Below are 25,236 nucleotides of genomic sequence, written 5' to 3'. Positions count from 1 at the left end.
GCGTCGGGAAAGTTTTTTCCCCGTTGACAGAATCCTAACCATACCGCATCACTTCCGATATCGGATGTATTGTGCGGTGCGGGGATGGCCCTGGACCGGAGATGGGGTGGAAGATGTTTGCCGGCATGTTGCGCGCCGGGATGCGCGCGGTGCGTATTGATAGTCTGGAGCGTCAGGACCAGGATTTCGCCTGGGAGGATCAGGAGCAGCCAAAGCCCCTGTCGCCGAAGCCGTTCGCCTTCATGTGGGGCCTGATCCGGGAGAAATTCGCGGGCCGGCTGACCCTGATGATCCTGGCCGTCTCCATCGGTCAGGGGATTGAGGCGTTTGAGCCCTATGCCCTGAAGGCCGTGGTCGATGCCCTGACGCAGGTGACCGGGGGGGCCACCGGCGGCGCGCCCGCCGACGACGTGCTGGGCCTGGGCGTGATGGGCTGGTTCGTCATGCTGCTGGCCATCTGGCTGGGCAGCATGGGCATGTACCGCGTCTATCAGATTATCGATATCTACACCTCGCCCTCCATCCGGGCGCTGGCGCAGAAGCGGATGTTCGCTTGGTTGCTGGGGCACAGCCCCCGCTATTTCCAGGATAATTTCGCCGGCAAGCTGGGGCAGAAGATCAAGCAGGGGGCCAATGCCGTCCTGGGCCTGATCGAAATCCTGATGTGGGATGTGATCCGCGTCCTGGTGCTGCTGACCGTGGCGCTGGCCCTGCTCTGGACGGCATCGCCGGTCTTTTCCGCCGTGCTGGCAGTCTGGATGGTGGTCTATGTGGCCGTGTCCGGCTGGCTGGCCCGCCATTGCTTCTCCCTGTCGGAGAAGATGAGCGAGGCGATATCCAGCTCGTCCGGGCGGATCATCGACGCCATCACCAATGCCGACCTGATCCGCGGCTTTGCCCGCACCCTGTTCGAACGGTCCTTCCTGGGCCATTATGTGAATGAGGAACGGTTCCGCTCGCGCCGGCTGCGCTGGTTCCTGGTGGTCATGCGGCTGTTTCAGATGCTGTCCATCGTGGCGCTGCTGGGGGCCCTGGTCTGGGTCGCCATCCACCGCACCCTGTCGGGTGGCATGACGGTTGGCGAGTTCACGCTGGTCTTCACGTTGGCCTTCCAGATTTCCAATACCGTCTGGCACCTGTCCGACCGCATGCTGACCTTCTTTGAGGAACTGGGCACGCTGTCAGAGGCGCTGGATCTGGTGTCGGCCCCGCATGAGATCACCGATACGGTCGGCGCACCGCCCCTGCGGGTGCGGGCCGGTGGGATTGAGCTGCGGGAGGTGCATTTCAGCTTCGGTGACGGCACCAAGGTTTTCAACGGCCTGAACCTGACCGTCAAGCCCGGCGAGAAGGTGGGGCTGGTGGGACGGTCTGGGGCGGGGAAAAGCACGCTGGTCCGCCTGATCCGGCGTCAATATGACCCGCAATATGGCCGCGTGCTGATCGATGGTCAGGACATCGCCCATGTCACGCTGCAAAGCCTGAATGAAGCGGTGGCCGAGGTGCCGCAGCAGCCAGGCGTGTTCCACCGGACGGTGGGGGAGAACATCGCCTATGGCAAGCCGGGCGCCAGCCTGGAGGAAATCCGCGCCGCCGCCATGAAGGCCCATGCCGACGAGTTCATCATGAAGCGTCCGACAGGGTACGACACGATTGTCGGCGAACAGGGGGTGAAGCTGTCAGGTGGAGAGCGTCAACGGGTGGCCATCGCCCGCGCCCTGCTGAAAGACAGCCCCATCCTGGTGCTGGACGAAGCGACGAGTGCGCTGGACAGCGAGTCGGAGCATCTGATCCAGGGCGCGCTCTGGACCCTGATGGAAGGCCGTACGGTCATCGCCATCGCCCACCGCCTGTCCACCATCACCGGGATGGACCGCATCCTCTATCTGGAGGGCGGCAAGGTGGTGGAGGAAGGCAGCCATCACGAACTGCTGGCCCTGGGCGGGCGCTATGCCCAGCTCTGGCACCGGCAGTCGGGCGGCTTCCTGGCCGCGGCGGAGTAAGGGCAGCGGCACCGGTCAGGCAAAGCTGCTACGGCGGCGACCGCCGCCGCGCGGCACGTGCCGCGTAAGCCAAGCCGCGAATGCGGCGCCGGCGATTGAGGAACTGCAATGCTTACCCCGTGCTGAGGCGGGGTCACTCGGAGGGGGCGGATCGACCGGGTCCGCCCCCCTTTTTTCGTGTGCGCGCGGACAAGAAAAAAGCGCCTCGACCAAGTCGGGCGCTCTCGAAAGGTTGGCTGGGGGACTAGGAGACTAAGCCACCACCCCTTAAGTCACTGATATATAAGGTATCAGCCCAATAAACGTGTGACAGTGCACAGTATGTCACACGCCTTTGTCAAGCCGGTTTACGGCCTCCGGCGAAAAAAAGGGAGAGCACAGTCCCGACCCGAACCTTCCGGTTCCGATCAGGGAGCGCTCTCCCGAGATGCCTCAGTGGGTCAGGCGGATTTCACCTGCGATGATCTTCGCGGCCCGTTCCTCGGGATCGAGCGGGAAGCTCTCCCAGGTGACCTCCCGAGGCATGTAACCATCGTCCCCGGCTACTCCGATTGCCATAAGGTGGGGCACCAGACCGTCGAGTGAGGCCCAGTCGAAGTCGTGCTTCCGGCACCAGTCGGCAGCGGTCATTGCCTTGAACCCGGACAGCTTTGAGTGCGGGCTTTGAAGGCACAGAACGATGTGATGCTGTGGATTAGCCATCCGGGCGAAGATCAGCTTTGACCGCTCCTCAGCGTTCAGCCAGCCCTTCGCCTCCACGATGGTCAGGTTGTCATCAAGGACGAAGTCAGGGAGATAAGTTGCATCACACTGATTGTGGTCGGTGTAGCGGAGCCGTCTGTGCTCATAGAGGAAGGGGATGCTCGCTTCGGTTATGCGCTGAGCAACCCTGGCTTCAAACTCCGAACGGTATTGTCGCCCATTGTAGTAGGTGGGCTTGGGCAGCACCGCTCCGTTCTTCTTCAGGTGAGACATTGCGTTCATTGTACCTCTTTCAGAAACGAGAAAGGCCGCCCAAGGTCGATCCCTAGACGGCCCGTGATGGTGTCCGGTCTATGCTTGGACAAGGGTCCCGCATCCGCGCCTTGTCCGCGTCAAACCGGCTGAATTGCTGGAGTTCGGGCGGGATGGACAAGGTGGACAAGGTCAAATCCCCATCACCCCGTTAAGCTCGGTCAGAAGTCGTCCTCCCCTCCCGGCTGAACATCTGCATTTTCCCATTGCGTAACAAAGGCTTGGGCAGCCTCTCGGGACGGCCAGAAGAACAACGCCGCTGAAGCCTTGACGCCATTCACCGTGGGTCGCCGCGCGATCAACCCGGCACGTTCCAACGCCTTCTTGACCTGTGCGCGGTGCTTGGGGCTGTCGGGACGGTAACCATCGCAAGAGAGGTCATCGGGTGAGAAAGGACGGCATTGAACATCAAGCCCCTGTCGCATCGCTGTGCGGGTCTCGGTTGACAGCCATTCCCACGTCCCGCGCTCTAGGGGGTTCTCCTCAGCGAAGTCCCCCAAGGCTTCCCGCATAGCTGCCTGAAGCTCCGGGGTATCCATGAAGAGGGGCTCCCGGTTTGACCGACGAAAGCGGTTGACGGCTTCCGCCAGTAGTTGCGCTCGATCCCGCTGAAGGCCTTCAAGGTCCAACGCGTCACCGACAGTGACCACCCAGAAGCGGCGTTCGCCGTCTGCGTCCTTGATCCACGCCTTCTCGTTGGTTGTCCCAGCGAGTACCCAGGTCCTCGGAACGTCCCTCCAAGTGGCGGCATAGGGGGGCAGAATGCGGTCACTGGTCATGGCGATCCACGCCTTGAACGCCGCCGCGTCCCTGTCGCTCTGAACCAGCCGGTCCATCTCTGGAAACTCGCCCAACCATTTTCCCTGCATAGGGTGGTTGTTGCGTGTCCCCTGGAGTGGCAGGTTCGTGACCTCGGTGAAATACTCGCCACCAAGGATTCGCAGCGCGGTGCTTTTACCGCCACCCTTCCGCCCGTGCAGGATCAGTACGCTGTCGAACTTCAGGCCTGGTTCAATGGCGCGCCCCACAGCGGCGATAAGGAACCTTGCCCCAGCCGCCCTAACAAAGGGTTCATCCTGCGCCGCGCAATAGGACACAAGCCAACGATCCAGCCGTGGCGTCCCATCCCATTCCAGACTCAGCAGATGATCCCTGACGGGGTTCTGCTTGTCGCGGCGGGCGATGGTTTCGATGGCCCCTTTGACAACCGACAGGCTGACCATGGTGAAGCCAAAGCAACGCAGGGCCATTAGGACGGCTTGAATGAACGCTTCGTCAACAACATGCCCGGCGGGGAAGTAAACGCCGTCGATGTCGATGGCTGTCTTGATCCGCGCGTTATCCTGCATCTCGTCCCAATACAGTTCCGTACACCCGAACCGGGGCATGGTCCGAAGGGCGATAATGTGATTGGTCTCAATATCCGTGCGGATCGTTCCCGGCTTCAGCCCCCTCGGCTTGGTACGCCTCATCGTGTATGTGATGTGTGAATACCGCTCCGGTTCGCGGGTCAGGTCACAGACGGTGGCCGGTTCTTCAGAGGGTCCGAGGGGACCGATCAACACTGGCGTTGCGCCCATCTTCAAACTCTTCGTGCTGGTTGCTGTCGGCGTCTTCGAGGATGCGACCGTTGCCAACGGCCCACTTCATCTGTCGAAATGCTCGGTTAAGGCTGCCCCGGAAGCTGTTGCGGGGAAGCAGTGGGTAAAGGGAGCGGTAAGCCTCCTCCACCCCGCGAAAGGCACCCTGGATTTGATCTAGGCGTGCGCCATCGCTCGCACCCGTTGTCCGGGCACGCGTCAAGACATTCATGTCGGGGGTATCCTCTGATACGACTTCGGATTTTACCGAAGCTCACCAAGGGGTTGCAGAAAGTGTAGGCTGAAGAACGGGCTTGCAACCCGCGACCTCAGCCTATTACCGGAGCCGCAAGCGTCCACCATGTCGGATGATCTTGGGCAATGGTGTCCCCTATGTGAAACCCCTGGTCGCTGCCTGTTTATTCTCCGGGTCATCTACAGGCCGCTCAAAGCCGCACAAGGCAGGGCGTGACGGGGCAGCATCGTTCCTGCTACCCCTCCAAGCGAACCATCACATTCTTCACCGCCTGTGCGGTCCAAGCGCCACCGCGCGCCGTCCTGACGTTCATCTCGGTCAGACGCTTGGCAACACCCCCGAGTGACAAGCCATGTTCATTCATGAGCCGTTTGATGGTCGCCCCAAGGCGTTTGGCAAAGTCGTCAGCGCGCTCCTTGGCGGCTTGTCCTCCCGCACGGTATACGCGTCCGTTGAATGCATTCGGGTTGCCCAGCCGTTGTCCCCGTGCCTTGGCAACCTGTAGAGCCGCTTTGGTGCGGGCGCTAATCATCTCCCGCTCTTCCTGAGCGATGACCGCCATGATGCCAACGGTCAGGCGGTTGGCGTCCCGCATGTCCACAGCGACGAAGTCAACACCCTCATCCCGGAGTTTCAGCAGGAAGGCCGCGTTGCGCGACAGCCGATCCAACTTGGCGATGACCAAGGTTGCCCCTGTCAGACGGCACATATCAAGCGCACGGTCGAGTTCTGGCCGGTCATTCCGTTTACCGGTCTCAACCTCGGTGAACTCCGCGAGGAGCGACCACTGGCCCCCGTTCAGATACGCGCGAACGGCGTCCCGCTGCGCCTCCAGCCCAAGACCACTGCGGCCCTGCTTCGCCGTGCTCACCCGGAAATAGGCGACGAACTTCCCCTGCGCCATTGCCTAAGCCCATCCATCTAAAACAGCCAAACGGACGTTACGGTGTTTTAGATGGCATGGTCGCGAGTCGCTGTCAACGTCATTCGGTCGCACCGTGCTGGGGAGGATGGGTGGGGTTCCCTGGTCCGAAGGCCCCCTGAGATGGGACCCAAATCGACCCCAGGGGGAGTGCCACCCCACCCACCTCGCAAAGAGGCTCCAGGGTTGTTGTTTATTGCTGATGATTGAGGAGAACTGAGCGGTCTCCCGGCCCCTCCCGTTCTGACTGGAATGGCTGCGCTTCACCTTGCCGGACAGTTAACCCAGCGCACTCAAGCCACGCGGCAACGGACAGGGCCGGGTAGTGTCTCAGTTTGAATTTTGTTCACGGGTGCGACGACGCTTTACTTCGCGGGCAACGCCAACGGCAACATCAACGCCATGGAACCAAAGTCCGTCTATATAGGCGAACACCTCTTCGAAACGTACAAACACGGAAATCTCTGAGATGTTGTGCATAGGTTCGTTCGGGCCAGAACGTTGGCGTGGCTCGTACTTTGCAACAGATTTTGTATTCTGATAGCCCTCAATAGCCCCATCGTAACATGCAACAATTGCCTTTAAAAATTCTTTAAGATACGGATAGTCGTCTTCAGCCTTCACCATCTGTTGGTGAAGTAAATCTGAGGCGCGAACGGCAAATCTACGTTTTAAGCCGTCGCCCATTCTGGGAACTCTTCTTTATCGTAAAAAGTTATATTCTTATTCTTCGGCTGAACCGAGTCCAGCCATTTGGCCTTGAACCAATTCGAAATAAGTTCGATATCTATGGGCTCCTCTGAAGGGTCGCCTTTTTCAGCGCCAATCCGTTGCCGCACCACTTGCCAAGGTGCCCCAGGAAGGTGCGTCAGCCGAACAAGCCCCGGCCCATCAAAATTGGCGAAAACCTCAAATACAAGATCAATCAGCGCCAACACCGATTCGGAAAGGCTTCCGCCGGCCTTGGTATCGATTACGGCAGGGCTCAATTTGCTGCCTTCGAACTTTTTAAGGCGGCGGTAAACGCTTGGTAATGCTGGACCAAACGTCCATGCTTGGAAATTCTCGTCAAATAGGGGGGTATCTACCAAAGCAAGATGGAGCCCTTCCAGAAAATACAGCATCTTCTGGATTTCAAGAGGTGTCAGGGGGTGCCCCGCTTCGGCGCCCAAGCTGATTAGCCGATCGGTTGCTTCGCGTGCCGTGTTTGCCATGGGGAGAAGAATCCCATTTTTGTTCCGCCGTGGCAACCAAAATGAGTATGCGGTATTCCTTAAACAGAGGTCCGCTTCTTGCGCAGCCTCCTGTTCGTTGGCGGTTCGAGGCGCGCGTCGATGGCAGCGAGGATGTCCTCCATGGACCACAGTCGATTGGCGACACCGGCAGCAATGGCAGGGTACATGCGCGGGCTCTTGCGAACTCGGCAGAAGTTGTAGTGCATGTAGTTTGGGACCACCGCGGCAATGTGGTTGTCCAGCTTTTTGGAGAAGCCCTTCGTAAGACGAGTGCACCGCCGCACGCTCATACGCATTGTTAGGTTATGCCGCTCCATATCGAATGCGGTATTTGCCTTCGGATCGGGGCTGCCTTCCACCTTAACCTTGTTGTTACCAGTGCACTGGGCGGGGCTGTAACGGTCCTTGTGGGCTTCTGTATCGTTACCATACCGCTTGTGATACGTGGGCATAGTAAACGCTACTTCTACGGCTTCAAGGTAAGCCTTGTGCCCGTCCGTGATGAACTGCACCCAGTTCGCCAGATGGGAGCGGAAATCGTCCATCAAGGCAATGGCAGGCTGTCTGGAGCGGTCCCCGACGAGGTAGAATACGATCATCTTCGGGTCCGTATGCAGGGCCGTCCTCGTCCACACGCCCCGGCACCGTCCGCGCCAACCTTGGCATTGGACGCGTTCTTTTCCTTTGCGCAGCAGAACGACCAAATCTCTCCGGACTGGGTGCGACTGGTACGGGCGCTTCACATATGTTCGTCATACAGGACCAAGCAGGCTTCAATAGCATCGTCCAAGATGCTTCGTCACCGTGTTTATGGATACGTCCACCACTTGGGAAATGGGCCGTATGGGGCTTCCTCACGCAGTATGCCGAGGATTTGGACGCGCTTCGTAAGGGGAAGCTTGTCATGGCAACGGCACACTGTTTTGAGCGCCGATCCGATACGCATCTAAAGCGACCTTTCATGCCCAGCTTCAAGCGGAAAGCAAGCACCTGGGAAAATATGCTTGCATAGTCGTCAGGGGCTGATAACATGCAAGCATAAGCTAAGAGGTGCTTGCATGACAAATGAAAGCGATCTGATCGGAAGGGCGAAAGGCGGCCGCGCAAGGGCGGAGAAGCTTACGCCTGAGCGGCGTTCAACCATCGCAAAGGAGGCGGCCGAAAAGCGGTGGGCGGTACAGAGGCCTGTTGAGCTAACTATGCCCCGCGTCCTCGAGGGATACTCCAACGTCCTTGATCTCGCAGGAACGAAATTGCCCTGCGCAGTGATTCAGGGACCTGATGGTGTGCAACGGGTGTTAAGCGAGAACGGGATCACTCAAGCAATCCTTGGAACCCGAAGCGGCGCCTCGAAACGCTTGAAGAAGGCCGCCTCTGAGGATGGGGCCCTTCTGCCGCTTTTCGTGGCCCCTAGCCAGCTAAAGCCCTTTATCACCAGAGAGATAGTGGATGGCCCCCTGAAGCCAATCGACTACTTAGATGGTGAACGTGTGGTTCGAGGTTATAATGCATCAGTGCTAGTTGCTGTCTGCAACGTGTGGCTCAAAGCGCGTGAGAAGGGTGTCCTTCAGATGCAGCAGCTTCCAAAGGCGCAGAAAGCCGAAATCCTAACGCTGGCCTTGGCCGAGACAGGTATCGTTGCGCTGATTGACGAAGCGACTGGATACCAGAAGGTTCGGCCACAGAATGCCCTACAGGCATATCTGGAAATGGTTGTTCGCCGTGAACTGGCGGCATGGGCCAAGCGCTTTCCTGACGAGTTCTATGAAAACATTTATAAACTCAAAGGGTGGCCCTGGCCCGGCATGGGAAAGAATAGATTCAGTGTGGTCGCACACTACACAAATGATCTAGTATATCAAAGGTTGGGCCCCGGTGTTTTAGACGAACTTCGCACCAAAGAGCCCAAGAATGATAAAGGATACCGTCCCAACCGTCTGCATCAATGGCTGACCGAAGATGTCGGCCATCCGATGTTAGCGCAGCATCTTCATTCAGTGATGATGTTCCAGCGACTAGCTATTGCCAACGGTTACGGATGGAAGCGCTTCTTACTTATGGTTGATCAGGTTCTTCCTAAGAAAGGCAACACCCTAGAACTGCCTTTTACTTTCAGCGACCCCACCGCTTAGCTGCTACTTTGCGGGCAATCTCCGCCCGCCTTTCCGGGTCCAGCTTAGCCGCGCGGGCTTTCCCGCCCCGTGCGCGAAGAGCCTTGGCTGCGGTGTCCTTGCCGTCGTCACCCTCGGATGCGGCCAACTCGGAGTTTCCCCGTGGCGATCCGAGCGACCATCACAGCCGCTCCGATCACATCACCGGAGCTCTTCTGGCCCTGCGGTCCATTAGGCATGGTTAATCCCTTCCATACATTTCGGTAAGCATATAGGAACCGGGCGGTGGGCGTGAAACCCGTCAAGGGGCATTAGATTTCAAACTTAGACACCATCAGGGCCGGGGGACTCCTGCTGCACAAGGCGTAATACGTCTGGCTCAATCACACTTGTCATCGCACTGAGCGCCTGTCTGTGCTCAGACAGACGAAGGCCACTGCTATACCCGTCAAGTGCCAAGGTCCCTTTCGCATGTCCCATCAACTCAGCGATGACACTGGCGTTCACAGCGCGGGAGACGGTACTCGCTCGTTCCAGGTAGGTCGCAAAGCAACGTCTGAAGCTGTGGAAGTCCAGTTCCGTCCCGGTGTCACCCAGGACCCGACGACGGAACGCGGTGAAACGCTTCGTCGTGGTCCATCCCCGCTTCTTATCCGGCCCACCGGGCGGTAGCTGCCAGAAGAGGAAGCCGTCCTTCGCTTCGCCTACCCGCCGCTCGATAATCGGCCAGATTGGGTCCAGTACGGGTATCGTCCGCTGTGCGTTCTCCGTCTTCCCATCGCGTATGCGGATCGTGCGTTCCTTCGTGTCAATGTCCTCCACTCGACGCGAACACAGTTCGTCCAGGCGCGCGCCTGTGAGAAGCCCAAGCCGCATGAGGTCCCACAGGGCGGGGGCGTAGGTGTCTGAGGCATAGACGTCCCGAGGGTCGGCACTCAGCAACTTGACAAGTTCGTCTGCCGTGTACGCTCGTTTCTCTGCCTTCCGTGCCTTCGTCCGCCGGGTGTAGTCGCCTTGCCCTTCCCAGGGGTTCTCCTTGTTGACAAGGCCGCGCTTCCTGAGCCACTTCCACAGTGCGCTCAGGCTACTCAGCTTCTTGTTGATGGTTTTGGGGCTGGCTTGGCCGCCCGCCTTCAGCACGTCTGTCGTGAAGCGGCCCGCGTCGATCCGCTCCACATCCTCAACGCACATATCCCCCGAAAACTCGACAAACAGGCTGACGGCGTGGCGGTGATCCGCGACGGTTCCGTTCTTGATGGTGCCAGCGATGTCCTTCAGCCAGCGCTCAAGGGCAACCGACGTGGGCAGCCCTTTGCCGGTGGCGATTTGGTAGACCTTGCGGGCAGTCGCCTCCCCATGCACCGCTTCGACCTCTTCGGCCATGGTCTCTGCGACAAACTCCAGGGTGTCCCGGTCGCTATGGCGGGTGGAATCCAGTTCCCGATGGTCGGCCCGCAGGATTGCTTCCCGCAGCTTCAGGGCCTCCTCCAGCACTGCCTCAGGCGGCTTGCCGGTGCGCTTGACGCGGAACTCCCGTTGAATCTCAGCGACGGCTTCGTGACGGAGGTATCGCGCCTCGGTCAGGTCGCGCGTCTTCAGCGACCGGATAAGGCATTCCTTGCCACCGTAAAGGGGCCGCAGAGTCGGGGGGATGGGGACGCGGACGTACCAAGTCTGTCGGCGTCTCTGAAGGTACTGATTACCCGCCATATCGAGCATCGTTGGTTTCATGGCGTGGTACACAGTGTCACACGCCCCAGATTGTCACCGGGGCTGAAAGTCCTTCAAAATCAATGACTTGGAGAGGTTGGCTGGGGGACTAGGATTCGAACCTAGACTGGCGGAGTCAGAGTCCGCTGTCCTACCGTTAGACGATCCCCCATCCGATTAGGCGTTTCGCGATGTTGTGCGCGTCTCGCCGTCGGGGTGGGCGGGCTTATAGCATCGGGTTTTGGGGTTGTGAACCCCTTTCTTCACATAAAAATGCATAAGGGGTAAACGCTGGGTGCCGACCCGCCTGTTCATCACCGGTCAAGGAAGGGCTGCTTGAACGGCGCTTGCGGGCGGGCAGGCATCGGTTACGATAGGGTGGCAGAGTTTTGAACATCACCCATATCCGTTGCAGGACGGAAAGCGGCAAGCAAAGGGATCAGGCAAAGTGGATAATGGTGCGGCAGGCAGAACCGGGATGGACCCGGTGCCAGGTGGGGCGGAAATCCCCACGGCCGACACTGCCTGCGCCAACCGCGCGCCGGTTCTGGCCGCGCTCGACCTGGGCACCAATAATTGCCGCCTGCTGATCGCCCGGCCCTGCCGCGAGGGGTTCCGCGTCATCGATGCCTTTTCCCGCATCGTGCGCCTGGGTGAGGGGCTGACCCGCAGCGACCGGCTGTGCGATGACGCCATGTCCCGCACGGTGCAGGCGCTGAAGGTCTGCCGGTCGAAGATGGAGCGGCGGGGCGTCAGCCATCTGCGCGCCGTCGGGACCGAGGCCTGCCGCCGCGCCGACAATTGCGATGAGTTCCTGACCCGCGTGCAGGACGAGACGGGGCTGGATATTGAGATCATCAGCCCCAAGGAGGAGGCGCGGCTGGCCCTGGCCGGTGTCGCCCCCCTGCTGGATCCCAACATCCAATATGCCATGGTCTTCGATATTGGCGGCGGATCGACGGAAATGATCTGGACGGAGTTGGTCCGGGGCCGTCCGCGCGTGATCGACCAGATTTCCGTGCCCCTGGGCGTCGTCAATCTGACGGAAACCTATGGCGGCGACCGGGTCTGTCCGCATGATTACCGCCGCATGATGGACCGGGTGGCCGAGGGGCTAGGCGATTTCGACGCCCGCAATGGCATCTCCAAGGCCGTGGCCGAGGGGCGGGTACAGATGCTGGGCGCATCGGGCACCGTCACCACGCTGGCCGGCATCCAGATGGGGCTGGCCCGGTACGACCGTTCCCGCGTCGATGGCGCCTTCCTGGATCGGGACAAGGCGCGGTCGATTTCGGAGACGCTGCTGGGCCTGGATTATATGGGTCGGGCCGGTCAGCCCTGTGTGGGCCGTGACCGCGCCGATCTGGTGGTGGCCGGCTGCGCCATCCTGGACGCGATCTGGCGGCAATGGCCGGTGCCGCAATTGCGCATCGCCGACCGGGGCGTGCGGGAGGGCATCCTGTGCGAACTGGCCGCCGCCGCCCGCCACCGGCGCCGGCGCGGCTAGGCAGGGTTGACCAGCCGCCGCTTGTCAGGGCGGACGGTTCCGGCAATGGTGCCTGCTTGATCTTCCTTATCGTTTGATGGCGCTTTCCCCATGACCAAGTCCTCCGGCAACGTCCCCACCGGTCGCAATCAGGCCGTGCGCGTGAAAACCGCCAAGCGGCGGTCGGTGTCGTCGGCCCGCTGGCTGGAACGGCAGCTGAACGACCCCTATGTGGCCGAGGCCAAGAAGCGCGGCTTCCGCAGCCGGGCCGCCTTCAAGCTGTTGCAGCTGGATGAGAAGTTCAGCTTCCTGAAGCGTGGGCAGCGCATCGTCGATCTGGGTGCGGCCCCCGGCGGCTGGACCCAGATCGCGGTTGAAAAGTCGAAGTCGGACAAGGGCGGCACCGGTCAGGTGATCGGCATCGATCTGTTGGAGATGGAGCCTGTGCCCGGCGCCACCACCTTCCAGATGGATTTCACCATTCCGGAGGCGCCGGCCCGCCTGAAGGCACTGCTGCAAGGCCCCGCCGATATCGTGATGTCGGACATGGCGGCCAACACCACGGGCCATACCCAGACCGACCATCTGCGCATCGCCGGCCTTGCGGAGATGGCCTATCAGTTCGCGGTCGAGGTGCTGGCCCCGGGCGGCACCTTCATCTGCAAGCTGTTCCAGGGCGGGGCGGAGCGGGAGCTTCTGGCCCAGATGAAGAAGGATTTCGCCACCGTCCGCCACGCCAAGCCCGCCGCTAGCCGGCAGGACAGCAGCGAGACCTATCTGGTGGCCATGGGCTTCCGCAACGTCGCAACCCCTTCCTCGCCGGACGAAGAATAACGCTCAGGCGCGCAGTACCGACACGCCCGCATTCTGGAAGGGGGCCAACACCCCCTCCCCCACCTCACCTGCCACCAGCAGCGTCTGCATCAGGCTGGCAGGACCGATAATGTGCGGGGATGCGGCACCGATCTTTTCGGGTGTGGCAAGGACCAGCGTTTCGGCAGCGGCATTGGCAAAGGCGCGTTTCACATCCGCCTCCTCCATATCGCCCGTGGTCAGGCCGATGCCGGCATGTACGCCGGTAACACCCATGACATAGAGATCGGCCTGAAAACGGCGGATGCCGTCCAGCACCTGCGCGCCGACGCAGACACCGGAATGTTTGAACAGCCGCCCGCCGATCAGCGCCACCTCCACCGCCGGATGGTCGATCAGGGCGGCGGCGATCACGGGGCTGTGCGTGACCACCATGGCCCGCAGGGCACGCGGCAAAGCCTGCGCCATGGCAAGGCAGGTGGTGCCGCCATCAACGAAGATCAGTTGACCGGGCCGGATCATCTGCGCCGCCGCCAGACCCAGCGCCCGCTTGGCATCGGGTGACTGCGCCGCCTTGACCGCCAGGTCGGCGACCGCGGGCGAGGCCGGCAATGCCCCGCCATGCACCCGCTGCAACAGACCGTCGGCCGCCATCTCCCGCAGGTCACGGCGGATCGTATCCTCCGACAGGCCGAGGCTGGCCGCGAAATCCTTGGCCACCACCTGCCCGTCCCGCTTCAAGGCCGACAGGATCATCGCCTTGCGCTGCTGCGTCAGCATCTCACGCCCCATCATGATTTTCCATGACTCTACACGAATTTTCACGATAATACGCGAAATCAGTTGAGGGAGCCTACCCCATGTCCATTGCCGACCGTATCCGCATCCAGGAAGTGACCCTGCTATCCGACGACTGGTACGTGCTGAAGAAAACCCGCTTTGATTACCGCCGCGCCGACGGCACCTGGCAGAGTTTGAGCCGGGAGACCTATGACCGGGGGAATGGGGCCACCATCCTGCTGTACGATCCCGACCGCCGCACCGTCGTGCTAACCCGGCAGTTCCGGTTTCCGGCCTTCGTCAATGGTCATAATGATCTGCTGACGGAGGCACCAGCCGGGCTGCTGGACGGCGCCGATCCCGCCGACCGTATCCGCCAGGAACTAATGGAGGAGACGGGTTATGTCATCGGTCAGCCACAGAAACTGTTCGAAGCCTTCATGAGCCCCGGATCAGTGACGGAAAAGCTGCATTTTTTTGCTGCTCCCTACCATCCGGCGGACAGGGTGGGGGCCGGTGGCGGCAATGTCGAGGAGGGCGAGGATATCAGCGTTCTGGAGATCAGCATTGACGATGCACTGGCCCGGATTCGCGATGGCGGCATTCAGGATGGGAAGACCATCTGCCTTCTGCTGTATGCAGCTCTATATATTCTGAGAAAATCAGACCAGGGGTAATATGAACTTTTGGTCATGACAACCTGTTTGAACCGATAATAGAAGCAAGATAAAGTCGTTAATGAATGACGCGATGCCCGCCCGGGTCGACGGTGAGTCTCCTTAAGTTGACTGGCATTATTGAATACCAGCAATAGGGCGTATGGACATTGACGCTCCATGTCTTTCTTCGAAGGCGGAGTCGATGGGATGGGGCATTATGGCGTTTTAACAGGAGAAAATGTCCTACAGTCGGCACGAATTCTTGTGATCGACGACATGCAAGTTAGCGTTGACTATCTTGTTTGCACCCTGCGTCGCGCGGGCCTTGCCCATATATCAGCAACTACTAACCCACATGAGGGGTTGGAACTTTGCCGCGTTGCACCACCCGACCTGATCCTGCTGGATTATTGCATGCCCGGCCTGGACGGGCCGGGCTTCATGGCAGAGCTTGTTGCCCTGCTGGGGGATGAGGTTCCGCCGATCCTGATCATTACTGCCCATGACATTGCCGCCAATCGTCGGCGGGCACTGGAACTGGGTGCCATCGACTATGTGCTGAAGCCGTTCACCGACTGGGAACTGCTGATCCGGGCCCGCAACCTGTTGCGCCTGCATATGATGCACCAGAGTCAACGGGCCTTGGCACGCCGCCTGGAACAACTGGTCAGTGAGCGGACGGCGGAACTGGAGCGGACGCGGGCGGAGATTATTCACCGTCTGTGCAATGCCGGGGAGTTCAGGGACGAGGATACGGGCCGGCACGTCGCCCGCATCGGTCGGCTGTCGTCACGGCTGGCGGAACTGGCAGGTGCCGACCGGGATTTTGTCAGTCAGTTGGCCGCCGCCGCCGCCCTGCATGATATCGGCAAGATCGGTATTCCCGACCGTGTTCTGTTGAAGCCTGGGAAGCTGGATGCCGACGAATGGGCCGTCATGAAGACCCATTGCACCCTCGGGGCACAGATCCTGGCGGATAGCGGTCTGCCCATGCTGAACCTGGCTTCGGAGATCGCCCTATCCCATCATGAGAAATGGGATGGTAGCGGCTATCCCAACGGATTGGCGGGGGAAAAAATCCCCCTGTCCGGGCGGTTGGTGGCCGTTTGCGACGTGTTCGACGCCCTGCTGTCGCACCGACCCTATAAGGAGCCATGGCCAATGGACAGGGCGCTGGACTACATCGCCAACATCAAGGGCAACCACCTTGACCCGGCCCTTGCCGCCCTGTTCCTGGATAACAAGGCGGAAATGGTGGCGATCAGGGTGGAGATGGCGGACTGACCAAAAGGCTGCATTACCGCCAGATCGGCTTGCCTGAACCGGGCAGGCCCAAGCGGTCCCACATGTCCGTGACCTTGTCCACCACACCTTTTTCCATGAACAGCTTTTCCCCCCATTCGCGGTGGGTCTCCGGCGGAAGCTTGTTGGTGGCATCCATCCCGACCTTGCCGCCCAGGCCCGATTCCGGGCTGGCGAAATCCAGATAGTCGATGGGCGTACCCTCGATCATGGTGATATCGCGGACGGGGTCCATGCGGGTGCTGATGGCCCACATCACATCCTTCCAGTCACGCGCATTGATGTCATCATCCACGACGATGACCCATTTCGTGTACATGAACTGGCGCAGGAAGGACCAGACGCCCATCATCACGCGCTTGGCGTGACCGGGATAGGCCTTCTTCATGGAGACAACCGCGATCCGGTAGGAACAGCCCTCCGGCGGCAGCCAGAAATCCACGATCTCGGGGAATTGCTGCTGCAATAGCGGGATGAACACTTCGTTCAGGCCTTCGCCCAGCACGCTGGGCTCATCCGGTGGGCGACCCGTGAAGGTGGAGAGGTAGATCGGGTCGCGACGCATGGTCATGGCAGTGACCGTGAAGACGGGAAACGGCTCGACCGAGTTATAATAGCCGGTATGGTCGCCATACGGCCCCTCATCGGCATACTCATCCAGGCTGACATAGCCCTCCAGCACGATTTCCGCCGTGGCCGGCACCTTCAACGGCACCGTCTTGCAATCGACAAGGTCCACCTTCTTGCCACGCAGCAGGCCCGCGAACTGATATTCGGACAATGTCTCCGGCACGGGCGTGACGGCGGCCAGGATGGTGCCGGGATCGGCACCCAGCACGGCGGCGGCGGGCAGCGGCTCGTGCTTGCCGGATTGCTTCCAGCGCTGATGATGCTGCGCGCCGCCGCGATGCTTCAGCCAGCGCATGATGGTCTTGTTCCGACCCAGCCGCTGCATGCGGTAAATGCCGAGATTGAAATTATCCTCCCGGCTGTCAGACGGGCCCTTGGTGACGATCAGGGGCCAGGTGATCAAGGGGGCCGGCTCCCCCGGCCAGCAGGATTGAATGGGCAGCAGCGACAAGTCCACCTCGTCCCCTGTCAGCACCACCTCCTGACAGGGCGCCTTGGAAACGGTGCCGGGCCGCATGGCCATGACCTGCTTGGCCAGCGGCAAAAGCTGAAACGCTTCTTTCAGGCCGCGCGGCGGTTCGGGCTGCTTCAGGAAGGCCAGCGTTTCCCCCACCTGACGCAGTTCATGCGGTTCGCGGTCCATGCCCCAGGCCACGCGCTCCACCGTGCCGAACAGGTTGATCAGGACGGGCATGGGGCTGCGCGTCCCATCCTCCCGGATCACATTTTCGAACAGGACAGCCGGCCCCTTCTCCGCCAGCAGGCGGGTATGGATCTCCGTCATTTCCAGAACGGTGGAGACGGGTTCCGTCACGCGGACCAGGCGGCCTTCCTTTTCCAGGCGGGCCATGAAGTCGCGCAGTGAGGCATAGGGCATGATGGGCCTTCGGGGGTTCCGGGTAACGGGTCGCGGCGTAAGATCGGTGGCAGGAGCGGTCTGGTCAAGCGGGCAGCCCGTCGCGGGCCGAAAAGTACGTCGTCATCGCCCTGCCCTTTACCATTCGGGCCGGCGGTCCAGTTTATCTCATCATTTGCCGTCTCCTGAATGGATAGGCCTATGCCCACGCCCTTGCCCCCGTTCGACCTGGACCTGCTGCGCAGCTTTATCACCATTGTGGAATCGGGCGGCTTTACCCGCGCTGCCGAACGGCTGGGCCGCACACAATCCACCGTCAGCCTGCAGATCAAGCGGCTGGAGGAAGGTCTGGGCCGGCGCCTTTTCCAGCGGGAGGGACGGTCGTTCGAGGTGACGCCGGAAGGCGAGCAGCTGTTGATCTATGCGCGGCGTCTGCTGAGCCTGGCGGGCGAGGCCTGCGCGGCCCTGATGGAGCCGGCGGTGGAGGGCGATGTACGCCTGGGCACACCGGAAGATTTCGCCACGGCCCACCTGTCCGACATTCTTTTCCGCTTCGCACGCGCCCATCCGCAGGTGGCGCTGGAGGTGCGATGCGATTTCACGGCCAACCTTCTGGATGGCTTTGCCCAGGGGGATCTGGATCTGGTCCTGTGCAAGCGGGACGCGCAGGGGGGCGGTGACGGGCTGCGGGTCTGGCGGGAACCGCTGGTCTGGGTGGCATCGCCCCGGCTTCTGCATCTGGCGGGGCAACCGCTGCCCCTGGTCCTGGCACCCGCCCCTGATTTTTACCGCCATCGGGCGCTGGAGATGCTGGAGAAAGCCGGCCTGCCCTGGCGCATCGTCTATACCAGCGCCAGTCTGGCCGGCCTTCAGGCCGCCGTGAATGCCGGATTGGGGGTCACCATCTTGTCGCGCGACATGCTGGGGCCGGGCCTGCAGGTGGTGGATGCCGGCCTGGGGCTTCCCCCGCCCGGCGATGTCGAGATCGCGCTTCACCGGCCAACCGGAACCGTACCAAAGGCGACGGAACTGCTGGCGGACCATATCGCGCGGTCCCTGGAACAGCGTTAGCAGGTGGGCACCCGCCAGACATCGGTGACCCGCACGGCCCGATCCTCCAATTCCAGCGTTGTCGGCACATTGAAGGTGGCGACTTTGTCCAGCCCCTGCGACGGCAGATAGGCGCGGCCAGGGTCGCCGACCAGGACGGTGATGCCGGCGCGGGCCAAATCGCGGAACCAGGCCAGCGCGGCTTCGGCGAATGACCGCTCATAACAGACATCGCCGGCCAGCAGGATATCGATGCCGGACAGGGGCTGGCCGATAATGTCCTGGGTCAGGCCGGTGATCGCGACACCATTCAGGTCGGCATTCAGACCGGTGGCGGTGATGGCGAAGGGGTCAATCTCCACCGCCGTGACCGATGCCGCACCTGCCTTCATGGCGGCGATGGCGATCAGGCCCGATCCGGCGGCGAAATCCATCACCCGTTTTCCGGCCACCAGCGACGGATCATCGGTGATCAGCCGCGCCACCGCCTGCCCACCCGCCCAGGGGAAGGCCCAGAAGGGCGGCGGGACGCCATTTTTCTGCAACCAATCCTCGGTCGCGTGCCAGATGGGCGTGATTTCCGTCGCCTGCCAGAGACGGATGTCGGGGCAGAGCGGCACGGGGGCCGGGGCGGTATGCAGGCGGATGAAGGCGGCGGGATCAGCGGAGGCTGGGGACAGTGACAAGATCAGCCATCTGCAGCATCGGCTGCTGCATGTAGGGTTTGGGCAGGCCGCGATTGCCGCCCGGTGCGAAGCCGCCACCACCCTGCGGGGCGGGCGGCAGACTGGCAATGCCGACAATGATGGCCACCAGCAAAGCCATGCCGATGAAGCGCGCCGCCTTGAAGGTGGCCAGACTGTCGGCGGGGTCGTTCATGTCCCAGCCCCGCACCTGCATGACCATCAAGGCACCGGTGGCGGCCAGGGGCACGAAGATGCCCCAGAACATGCCCATCGGTTCCAGCGCCAGCAGCCAGAGGATGAAGGCGCCAGCATAGAAACCACCCACCCAGCGCCGCGAATCATTGCCGAACAGCAGGGCCGTGGACTTGATCCCGACATGGGCATCATCTTCCCGATCCTGATGGGCGTAGACCGTGTCATAGCCGAGCGTCCAGAGGATGCCCCCGGCATAGAGCAGCACCGCCGGCCAGCCGATATCACCGCGCACCGCCGCCCAGCCCATCAGGGCGCCCCAGTTGAAGGTCAGGCCCAGAAAAGCCTGCGGCCACCAGGTGATCCGCTTCATCAAGGGATAGGTGCCGCCCAGCAGCAGCGAGGCAACGCCCATGGCGATGGCGAACAGGTTCAACTGCATCAGAATCAGCAGACCCACCAGCAACTGCGCCACCAGAAAGGCAATGGCCTGACGCACCGTGACCTGGCCCGAGGGGATGGGGCGGACCTTGGTGCGTTCGACCCGGGCATCCAGATGCCGGTCCAGGATGTCATTGATGGTGCAGCCGGCCCCGCGCATGACCACGGCACCGACGCCGAACAGGAACATCAGCCAGAGATTGGGCCAGCCTCCCGCCGGCGCCGCCAGCGCGATGGACCACCAGCAGGGCAGCAGCAGCAGCCAGGTGCCGATGGGCCGGTCCAGCCGGGCCAGACGCGCATAGGGGCGCCACGCCACCGGCAGGTAGCGGTCGATCCAATCGCCGGGCCGTATGTCGGTATGCCCGGCGGTCGTGTCGGTGGCGTGCGTCATGATGCGCGCATCTTATCTTTTCCCCCGCCGGACGCAAAGAGACGGTTTGTCACCGCCACAGGTTCCGGGTCCCGCGTGGCAGGATGGCATCGGTCGGCCGCCGTTTCCGTGACGGCGCGCACAGGGTGCCCTGTGAAACATGACGCACCCTTGTCTGTTCCCGCGTTTCGCAGGCAATGGATTATGCCATGGCGTTAACCCTGTGAAACATTGTGCACCCTCCTTTTCTTGCCCCTCAATCGCCGGCGCCCACATCCGTGGGCTTGGCTACGCGCCACGTGGCGCGCGGCGGCGGTCGCCGCCGTACCGACGGTCAAGAGTTTTGACCATCGGTATCGGTCCGGTTTCACAGGAAGCCGGGCTTGGGTGCCCAGGTCAGCCAGCGGGGACGTTCGGGCCAAACAATGTTGGTCAGGCCGGGTGCGGTGGGCAGGTTGTCCAGCACGGTTTGGGTTTCAAAGAGAATCCGGACCAGCAGGCGTGGGGCCGACCGGCGGCGGCGCGCGGCGGGGCTGAAGGGTGGCGCCGGGTTGCGCGGGATGGGCGGGGATGCGGCCTTGACGCGGGCCGGCGGTCTGGGCGGGGCGAAGCGGAGTTCGGGGGGGTAGTCAGGCGGGTAGTCGCCCGACTGGCCCATGACGTCGGCGGGGGGTGGGGGCAGCTCGGGGATCGGGTCTTCGGGGGCGTCCTGGGTGGGAACCGGCGTGGTGGAGAGGTCGGGCGTTTGGCCCCTGGGTCCCGGCGTTCGCCGGGATGACGAGGGGAGTGGGTCGGTGTGAGCCGACAGGTCGGGCAGGTCGGTGGCGAGGTCGGGGGCTTCGGCGGTGGGGGCGGTCAGGGGGTCCAGGCGGATGGCGTCGGCACCATCCGGGGAAAACCAGTCCGAGGGGACGCGGGCGTGGCCGGGCTTGGGCTTTTTTTCCGACGGTTGCAGCAGGTCCCCGCCCAGGCCCAGACGGTCGGCGGCCCACAGGGTGGCGCGCATGTCGCCGCTGGCCACGGCATGGTAGAGGCTGTCAACCACCAGGGTGCGCAGGGAGACGAAGCGGCTTTCCGCCTCCCGCCGCAGCAGGGCGCGTTCTTCGGCGACGCGGCGGCGCAGATTGTGGGACCGCTGCAGGGCGCGCCAGATGGTGGTGCGCGACACGCCATATTCCGCCGTGATCTCCTTGATCTTGCGGCCCGCCGCGATGTGGAAGGCGATCTTGGCCCAGGCGACATCCGTCACCTTGCGGGACACGTAACCCTCCGTCAGATGCTCATCAGGGGCGAAGCCCACATCCTCGGTAAAGGGCTTGGTATGAAGGTCGGAGGACCCGCGCCACCAGGCCTCCGACTGTTCCTGCGGCGTCAGGGTGGGGTGGTCGGTGTCGTAGGGGTTATGGGACAGGGACATGGGCCAGCGCTCCCGAAGGCAAGGGATGGGTCCATGATCCTAGCAGGTTTTGGGAATTTATTCCATTAATAGCGTTTGGAGCGCATTGCTTCAATTGCCCTCCCCTTCGTCATCCCGGCTTCCGCCGGGATGACGAAGGGGAGCGCGATGATGAAGGATAGGGTGGGGTAAGGGAAGGCGCCCGCCTTACCGCTTGCCGCCCATGACGATGTCGCCCAGGGGACCCAGCACGCTGCCTTCGCCCTTGCCGGCACCCGGCATGGCGGCGGACAGCATACGGCCGGCCAGACGGGAGAAGGGCAAGGATTGTATCCAGACGCGGCCAGGGCCGCGCAGGGTGGCGAAGAACAGGCCCTCGCCGCCGAACAGCACGGATTTCACGCCACCGACCTGCACCAGATCGAAATCGATATCGGGGGTGAAGGCGGCCACACAGCCGGTATCGACATGTAGCACCTCCCCCGGTGCCAGTTGCCGTTCCATGACGGTGCCGCCGACATGGGCGAAGACCCAGCCATCGCCCGTCAGGCGCTGCATGATGAAGCCTTCACCACCGAACAGGCCCGTCAGGATGCGGCGCTGAAAATGGATGCCGATGGACACGCCCTTGGCCGCCGCCAGGAAACTGTCCTTCTGACAGATCAGGCCACCGCCGAGATCGGCAAGGTTGAGCGGCAGGATGGTGCCGGGAAACGGGGCCGCGAAGGCGACACGGGCCTTGCCGCGCCCCTGTTGGGTAAAGACGGTGGTGAACAGGCTTTCGCCGGTCAGCACCCGCTTGCCGGCCCCGATCAGCTTGTCCAGGAAACCAGCCGATTCGTTGCCATCGCCGAAGATGGTGTTCATTTCAACGGTCTGGTCCTTGTAGACCATGGCCCCGGCCTCGGCGATCGCACTTTCGCCGGGGTCCAGCTCGACCTCCACGAACTGCATCTCCTGACCGTGGATCTTGAAATCAATCTGGTCGGCGCGCGAGTAGCGGCCCCCGCCACGCGGTGGGGGTGGGGGAGCACCGGCGCTGCCCCAGGGGCTGTCCTGTGGCGTCAGTTCGGCCACGGCGCGCACGGGCAGCCATTCGGCCATGCCATTGCGCCAGCAGAAGGCATCCGGGTGGTCGCGCACATAATCCAGCGCCGCCTGCCCGTCCAGCGGGCCGACCCGGTCGTCATCATCGTGGAAGAACCATTGCGTCATGATGTGTCATCCCCCCGTTTGCCGCGCCGCCGGTGCGGCGCGTCATCATGCATATCGGGATGAAGGCGGACAAGAAAAAGGCCGGCTGCGCGTGGCGAGCCGGCCAATTTCAAATATGCCAAAGGTGCCGATTGAAGCCGGTCAGGCTTCTGTGGCTTTACCCCATCTCGTCATCCCGGCGACAAGCCGGGACCCAGGAGCCAAGCGCCCAACCTATCGGTTGCGTCTATCAAGGCAGCGTCAAGCTTTGCTCCTGTGGCCCCTGGGTCCCGGCTTTCGCCGGGATGACGGGGGAGAGAGCTTTGATGTTGACGCTGAGAGACCTTAATCCTCGGCGTCAGCCGCATCCATATCCTCATCCACCGCGTCCATATCGGGCGTTTCCGGTTCCGGACGGCCACGGCGGGCGCGTTCCAGGGAAGCGTCCAACTCACGCTGGCTGCACAGGCCCAGCAGGACCGGGTTGCGCGCCTTGATGTTGGCGGCGTTCCAGTGGGTCTTGTCGCGCACGGCGGCGATGGTCGGCTTGGTGGTGCCGATCAGCTTGCAGATCTGCGCATCCGACAGTTCCGGATGGGCCTTCAGCAGGTGGGCGATGGCGTCGGGCTTGTCGCCGCGCTTGGTCACCGGGGTGTAGCGTGGGCCCTTGGAGCGGGCCACCGGCTGCGGCAGGTCCTGCACGCGCATGCGCAGCTTCAGGTTGGGGTTGGCTTCGACGCGGGCAATCTCTTCCGCCGTCAGTTCGCCGCCGGCCACAGGGTCGCGGCCAACCATGCCCACCGCCACTTCGCCATCGGCGATGGCCTGCACTTCAAGCTCATGCATGCCGCAGAATTCCGCAACCTGCTCGAAGGTGAGACTGGTGTTCTCGACCAGCCAAACGGCGGTGGCCTTCGGCATCAGGGGCTGTGCCATGCTTCCTCCTCAAACGCTTCGCCGGCACCCGGCCAGCAGAAAATCAATCCGTTAACGCAAAAGCCGCCCGTCGCGCGCGGGAGGGGCCCCGCGCAGCCAACCGGACGGACAAGTCAACGACCCGTTCACCTATAGCGTTCCGAGACGGGACAAGCCACGGGATTTTTTAGGGGAATGGTGTAACGGGATTACAGAACCAGCATGATCTTACCGATATGGGTGGAGCTTTCCATGAGGCGGTGGGCGCCCGCCGCACCGTCCAGCGGAAAGGTCTGGGCAATCACGGGCCGCACTTGCCCCCCCGTGACCAGGGGCCAGACCTTTGCCCGGACGGTCGCCGCCAAGGCCGCCTTCTGTGCGGTTGTACGGGCGCGCAGGGTGGAACCGGTCAGGGTAAGGCGCTTCATCATGATCGGCGCCAGGTTCACCTCCGCCTTCGGCCCGCGCAGGAAGGCGATGGAGACATGGCGGCCCTCCAAGGCCAGACAGTCGATATTGCGGGGCAGATAATCGCCGCCCACCATGTCCAGCACGACATTGACGCCCTTGCCGCCTGTGGCTTCTTTCACCACCGAAACGAAATCCTGGGCCTTGTAGTCGATGGCGTGATCGGCCCCCAGGGCGCGGCAGGCCTCCACCTTGTCGGCCCCGCCGGCGGTGGCGAAGACGGTGGCGCCCAGGGCCTTGGCAACCTGGATGGCGATGGTGCCGATCCCCGACGTGCCGCCATGCACCAGGAAGCTCTCACCCGCGATCAGGCCGGCGCGTTCGACCACGTTGGTCCAGACGGTGAAGACGGTTTCCGGCAAGGCGGCGGCCTGCACCATGTCCAGGCCCTCGGGCACGGGCAGCACCTGTCCCGCCGGGGCCGTGGCATATTCGGCATAGCCACCGCCGCCCAAGAGCGCGCAGACCTTGTCGCCCACCTGCCAACCCGTGACGCCATCGCCCAGGGCCGCGATGGTGCCGGACACTTCCAGGCCCGGCAGGTCCGATGCACCGGGCGGCGGGGGATACAAGCCCTGACGCTGCACCACATCGGGCCGGTTGACGCCGGCGACAGCCACCTTGATCAGCACCTCGCCTGCCGCCGGGACCGGGACAGGACGCGTGGTGGGCACCAGGACCTCCGGCCCACCGGGCTGCGAGATCTCTATGGCGCGCATGCTTGTGGGCAGGGTGGTCATCGGGGCGGTTCCTTCATGCTTCGGGGTGGCGGCCAATCGCGTGATACCGCAGAATGGGGCCAAGACTAGAGCGTATTTCCGTTGACCGGAAACACGCTCTAGCAGTTCGTAGTCCTCAGTCGCCGGCGCTGCATCCGCAGCTTGGCTTTCGCCGCACGAGCGGCGCGGCGACAGTCGCCGCCGGTGCGGTTTTCCAGTCAAAGGAAAACCGCCCTAAAGATAGGGATGGAACCGATGGCTTTCGACCTGGATGAGTTGCTGCCCACCAAGAAAGTGTCCAAGCCCGTGGAACTGGCCAGCCTGTCGGTCGGCGACCTGGAGGACTATATCCTGGCGCTGGAGGCGGAGATCGTGCGGGTGAAAGCCGCCATCAAGGACAAGCAGGAGGTCGCGGCGGCGGCACAGGCGTTTTTCAAGAAGTAGG

23 protein-coding genes and 1 tRNA gene are annotated in these 25,236 nt (G+C 62.4%); 8 read left to right on the top strand and 16 right to left on the bottom strand.

Going from position 1 to position 25,236, the window contains the following annotated elements; genetic code table 11:
* Positions 1 to 149: 149 nt before the first annotated feature.
* Complete coding sequence (locus ACODSP_RS04045; protein ID WP_488964344.1) at positions 150 to 2,003, top strand: ABC transporter ATP-binding protein; 1,854 nt, start codon at positions 150 to 152, stop codon at positions 2,001 to 2,003.
* A gap of 432 nt (positions 2,004 to 2,435) precedes the next feature.
* On the opposite strand, the gene ACODSP_RS04040 is transcribed toward ACODSP_RS04045, so the two are convergent.
* From ACODSP_RS04040 to ACODSP_RS04015, 6 genes are all read right to left on the bottom strand, one after another.
* On the bottom strand, positions 2,436 to 2,987 hold the full coding sequence (locus tag ACODSP_RS04040) for a hypothetical protein (RefSeq protein WP_488964343.1): 552 nt from the start codon (positions 2,985 to 2,987) through the stop codon (positions 2,436 to 2,438).
* A gap of 191 nt (positions 2,988 to 3,178) precedes the next feature.
* A complete protein-coding gene (locus ACODSP_RS04035; protein WP_488964342.1) occupies positions 3,179 to 4,654 on the bottom strand; it encodes a VapE domain-containing protein in 1,476 nt (491 codons plus the stop codon).
* Positions 4,655 to 5,088: 434 nt separating this feature from the next.
* The gene (locus ACODSP_RS04030) at positions 5,089 to 5,757 is read right to left on the bottom strand and encodes a recombinase family protein (protein WP_488964341.1); all 669 of its coding nucleotides are present in this window, start codon (positions 5,755 to 5,757) and stop codon (positions 5,089 to 5,091) included.
* A 348-nt stretch (positions 5,758 to 6,105) separates the two neighbouring features.
* A complete protein-coding gene (locus ACODSP_RS04025) occupies positions 6,106 to 6,462 on the bottom strand; it encodes a hypothetical protein (protein ID WP_488964340.1) in 357 nt (118 codons plus the stop codon).
* Positions 6,447 to 6,989: a Panacea domain-containing protein gene (locus ACODSP_RS04020; protein ID WP_488964339.1), complete on the bottom strand. Its 543-nt coding sequence runs from the start codon at positions 6,987 to 6,989 to the stop codon at positions 6,447 to 6,449. Before ACODSP_RS04020 ends, ACODSP_RS04025 begins: the two co-directional genes overlap by 16 nt.
* A gap of 59 nt (positions 6,990 to 7,048) precedes the next feature.
* On the bottom strand, positions 7,049 to 7,609 hold the full coding sequence (locus ACODSP_RS04015; protein WP_488964338.1) for a hypothetical protein: 561 nt from the start codon (positions 7,607 to 7,609) through the stop codon (positions 7,049 to 7,051).
* Positions 7,610 to 8,068: 459 nt separating this feature from the next.
* Here ACODSP_RS04015 and ACODSP_RS04010 point away from each other — a divergent pair, with 459 nt between their 5' ends.
* Entirely contained in the window at positions 8,069 to 9,142 is a 1,074-nt protein-coding gene (locus ACODSP_RS04010; RefSeq protein ID WP_488964337.1) for a P63C domain-containing protein, read from the top strand.
* Between the two features lie 303 nt (positions 9,143 to 9,445).
* Here ACODSP_RS04010 and ACODSP_RS04005 read toward each other — a convergent pair whose 3' ends face one another.
* Positions 9,446 to 10,840, bottom strand: a complete 1,395-nt coding sequence (locus ACODSP_RS04005) for a tyrosine-type recombinase/integrase (RefSeq protein WP_488964336.1) — start codon at positions 10,838 to 10,840, stop codon at positions 9,446 to 9,448.
* A gap of 89 nt (positions 10,841 to 10,929) precedes the next feature.
* Positions 10,930 to 11,003: transfer RNA gene (locus ACODSP_RS04000), tRNA-Gln, on the bottom strand.
* A gap of 306 nt (positions 11,004 to 11,309) precedes the next feature.
* Between ACODSP_RS04000 and ACODSP_RS03995 the strand changes: the two genes are divergently transcribed.
* Positions 11,310 to 12,338: a Ppx/GppA phosphatase family protein gene (locus tag ACODSP_RS03995; protein WP_488964335.1), complete on the top strand. Its 1,029-nt coding sequence runs from the start codon at positions 11,310 to 11,312 to the stop codon at positions 12,336 to 12,338.
* A gap of 90 nt (positions 12,339 to 12,428) precedes the next feature.
* The gene (locus ACODSP_RS03990; protein WP_488964334.1) at positions 12,429 to 13,151 is read left to right on the top strand and encodes an RlmE family RNA methyltransferase; all 723 of its coding nucleotides are present in this window, start codon (positions 12,429 to 12,431) and stop codon (positions 13,149 to 13,151) included.
* Between the two features lie 3 nt (positions 13,152 to 13,154).
* Here ACODSP_RS03990 and ACODSP_RS03985 read toward each other — a convergent pair whose 3' ends face one another.
* Positions 13,155 to 13,925, bottom strand: a complete 771-nt coding sequence (locus ACODSP_RS03985) for a DeoR/GlpR family DNA-binding transcription regulator (RefSeq protein WP_488964333.1) — start codon at positions 13,923 to 13,925, stop codon at positions 13,155 to 13,157.
* A 65-nt stretch (positions 13,926 to 13,990) separates the two neighbouring features.
* On the opposite strand from ACODSP_RS03985, the gene ACODSP_RS03980 reads away from it, so the two are divergent.
* Together ACODSP_RS03980 and ACODSP_RS03975 are read left to right on the top strand one after the other, a co-directional pair.
* Positions 13,991 to 14,587: an NUDIX domain-containing protein gene (locus ACODSP_RS03980; protein WP_488964332.1), complete on the top strand. Its 597-nt coding sequence runs from the start codon at positions 13,991 to 13,993 to the stop codon at positions 14,585 to 14,587.
* Positions 14,588 to 14,746: 159 nt separating this feature from the next.
* Positions 14,747 to 15,853 (top strand): HD domain-containing phosphohydrolase, encoded by a 1,107-nt coding sequence (locus ACODSP_RS03975; protein ID WP_488964331.1) that lies wholly within the window; start codon positions 14,747 to 14,749, stop codon positions 15,851 to 15,853.
* A gap of 13 nt (positions 15,854 to 15,866) precedes the next feature.
* Here ACODSP_RS03975 and ACODSP_RS03970 read toward each other — a convergent pair whose 3' ends face one another.
* On the bottom strand, positions 15,867 to 17,378 hold the full coding sequence (locus tag ACODSP_RS03970; protein WP_488964330.1) for a UbiD family decarboxylase: 1,512 nt from the start codon (positions 17,376 to 17,378) through the stop codon (positions 15,867 to 15,869).
* Positions 17,379 to 17,558: 180 nt separating this feature from the next.
* On the opposite strand from ACODSP_RS03970, the gene ACODSP_RS03965 reads away from it, so the two are divergent.
* Positions 17,559 to 18,428: a LysR substrate-binding domain-containing protein gene (locus ACODSP_RS03965; protein ID WP_488964329.1), complete on the top strand. Its 870-nt coding sequence runs from the start codon at positions 17,559 to 17,561 to the stop codon at positions 18,426 to 18,428.
* On the opposite strand, the gene ACODSP_RS03960 is transcribed toward ACODSP_RS03965, so the two are convergent.
* From ACODSP_RS03960 to ACODSP_RS03935, 6 genes are all read right to left on the bottom strand, one after another.
* On the bottom strand, positions 18,425 to 19,093 hold the full coding sequence (locus ACODSP_RS03960) for a class I SAM-dependent methyltransferase (protein ID WP_488964328.1): 669 nt from the start codon (positions 19,091 to 19,093) through the stop codon (positions 18,425 to 18,427). The genes ACODSP_RS03965 and ACODSP_RS03960 overlap by 4 nt on opposite strands.
* Positions 19,068 to 20,120, bottom strand: a complete 1,053-nt coding sequence (gene ubiA, locus ACODSP_RS03955) for a 4-hydroxybenzoate octaprenyltransferase (RefSeq protein ID WP_488964327.1) — start codon at positions 20,118 to 20,120, stop codon at positions 19,068 to 19,070. The genes ACODSP_RS03960 and ubiA overlap by 26 nt, the downstream gene beginning before the upstream one ends.
* Positions 20,121 to 20,466: 346 nt before the next feature.
* Positions 20,467 to 21,516 (bottom strand): hypothetical protein, encoded by a 1,050-nt coding sequence (locus ACODSP_RS03950; protein ID WP_488964326.1) that lies wholly within the window; start codon positions 21,514 to 21,516, stop codon positions 20,467 to 20,469.
* A 186-nt stretch (positions 21,517 to 21,702) separates the two neighbouring features.
* Positions 21,703 to 22,710: a TIGR00266 family protein gene (locus ACODSP_RS03945; protein WP_488964325.1), complete on the bottom strand. Its 1,008-nt coding sequence runs from the start codon at positions 22,708 to 22,710 to the stop codon at positions 21,703 to 21,705.
* Positions 22,711 to 23,034: 324 nt separating this feature from the next.
* Positions 23,035 to 23,625 carry a DUF1013 domain-containing protein gene (locus ACODSP_RS03940; RefSeq protein ID WP_488964324.1) on the bottom strand — a complete coding sequence of 197 codons (591 nt, stop codon included), beginning with the start codon at positions 23,623 to 23,625 and terminating at the stop codon, positions 23,035 to 23,037.
* A 188-nt stretch (positions 23,626 to 23,813) separates the two neighbouring features.
* On the bottom strand, positions 23,814 to 24,812 hold the full coding sequence (locus ACODSP_RS03935) for an NAD(P)H-quinone oxidoreductase (RefSeq protein ID WP_488964323.1): 999 nt from the start codon (positions 24,810 to 24,812) through the stop codon (positions 23,814 to 23,816).
* 234 nt (positions 24,813 to 25,046) lie between these two features.
* Here ACODSP_RS03935 and ACODSP_RS03930 point away from each other — a divergent pair, with 234 nt between their 5' ends.
* On the top strand, positions 25,047 to 25,235 hold the full coding sequence (locus ACODSP_RS03930; RefSeq protein WP_488964322.1) for a DUF1192 domain-containing protein: 189 nt from the start codon (positions 25,047 to 25,049) through the stop codon (positions 25,233 to 25,235).
* Position 25,236 lies beyond the last annotated feature (1 nt).

Source organism: Niveispirillum sp. FG156 (genome assembly GCF_057809555.1).
Note: the sequence above shows the minus strand (reverse complement) of the source record. Positions and strands in the feature narration are given on the sequence as shown.

Coding starts and splice junctions, on each gene's coding strand:
- ACODSP_RS04040 (WP_488964343.1), bottom strand. CDS start 2,987: ATGAACGCAATGTCTCACCTGAAGAAGAACGGAGCGGTGCTGCCCAAG.
- ACODSP_RS04030 (WP_488964341.1), bottom strand. CDS start 5,757: ATGGCGCAGGGGAAGTTCGTCGCCTATTTCCGGGTGAGCACGGCGAAG.
- ACODSP_RS04025 (WP_488964340.1), bottom strand. CDS start 6,462: ATGGGCGACGGCTTAAAACGTAGATTTGCCGTTCGCGCCTCAGATTTA.
- ACODSP_RS04020 (WP_488964339.1), bottom strand. CDS start 6,989: ATGGCAAACACGGCACGCGAAGCAACCGATCGGCTAATCAGCTTGGGC.
- ACODSP_RS04015 (WP_488964338.1), bottom strand. CDS start 7,609: ATGATCGTATTCTACCTCGTCGGGGACCGCTCCAGACAGCCTGCCATT.
- ACODSP_RS04010 (WP_488964337.1), top strand. CDS start 8,069: ATGACAAATGAAAGCGATCTGATCGGAAGGGCGAAAGGCGGCCGCGCA.
- ACODSP_RS04005 (WP_488964336.1), bottom strand. CDS start 10,840: ATGCTCGATATGGCGGGTAATCAGTACCTTCAGAGACGCCGACAGACT.
- ACODSP_RS03995 (WP_488964335.1), top strand. CDS start 11,310: ATGGACCCGGTGCCAGGTGGGGCGGAAATCCCCACGGCCGACACTGCC.
- ACODSP_RS03990 (WP_488964334.1), top strand. CDS start 12,429: ATGACCAAGTCCTCCGGCAACGTCCCCACCGGTCGCAATCAGGCCGTG.
- ACODSP_RS03985 (WP_488964333.1), bottom strand. CDS start 13,925: ATGATGGGGCGTGAGATGCTGACGCAGCAGCGCAAGGCGATGATCCTG.
- ACODSP_RS03980 (WP_488964332.1), top strand. CDS start 13,991: ATGTCCATTGCCGACCGTATCCGCATCCAGGAAGTGACCCTGCTATCC.
- ACODSP_RS03975 (WP_488964331.1), top strand. CDS start 14,747: ATGTCTTTCTTCGAAGGCGGAGTCGATGGGATGGGGCATTATGGCGTT.
- ACODSP_RS03970 (WP_488964330.1), bottom strand. CDS start 17,378: ATGCCCTATGCCTCACTGCGCGACTTCATGGCCCGCCTGGAAAAGGAA.
- ACODSP_RS03965 (WP_488964329.1), top strand. CDS start 17,559: ATGCCCACGCCCTTGCCCCCGTTCGACCTGGACCTGCTGCGCAGCTTT.
- ubiA (WP_488964327.1), bottom strand. CDS start 20,120: ATGACGCACGCCACCGACACGACCGCCGGGCATACCGACATACGGCCC.
- ACODSP_RS03950 (WP_488964326.1), bottom strand. CDS start 21,516: ATGTCCCTGTCCCATAACCCCTACGACACCGACCACCCCACCCTGACG.
- ACODSP_RS03945 (WP_488964325.1), bottom strand. CDS start 22,710: ATGACGCAATGGTTCTTCCACGATGATGACGACCGGGTCGGCCCGCTG.
- ACODSP_RS03940 (WP_488964324.1), bottom strand. CDS start 23,625: ATGGCACAGCCCCTGATGCCGAAGGCCACCGCCGTTTGGCTGGTCGAG.
- ACODSP_RS03935 (WP_488964323.1), bottom strand. CDS start 24,812: ATGACCACCCTGCCCACAAGCATGCGCGCCATAGAGATCTCGCAGCCC.
- ACODSP_RS03930 (WP_488964322.1), top strand. CDS start 25,047: ATGGCTTTCGACCTGGATGAGTTGCTGCCCACCAAGAAAGTGTCCAAG.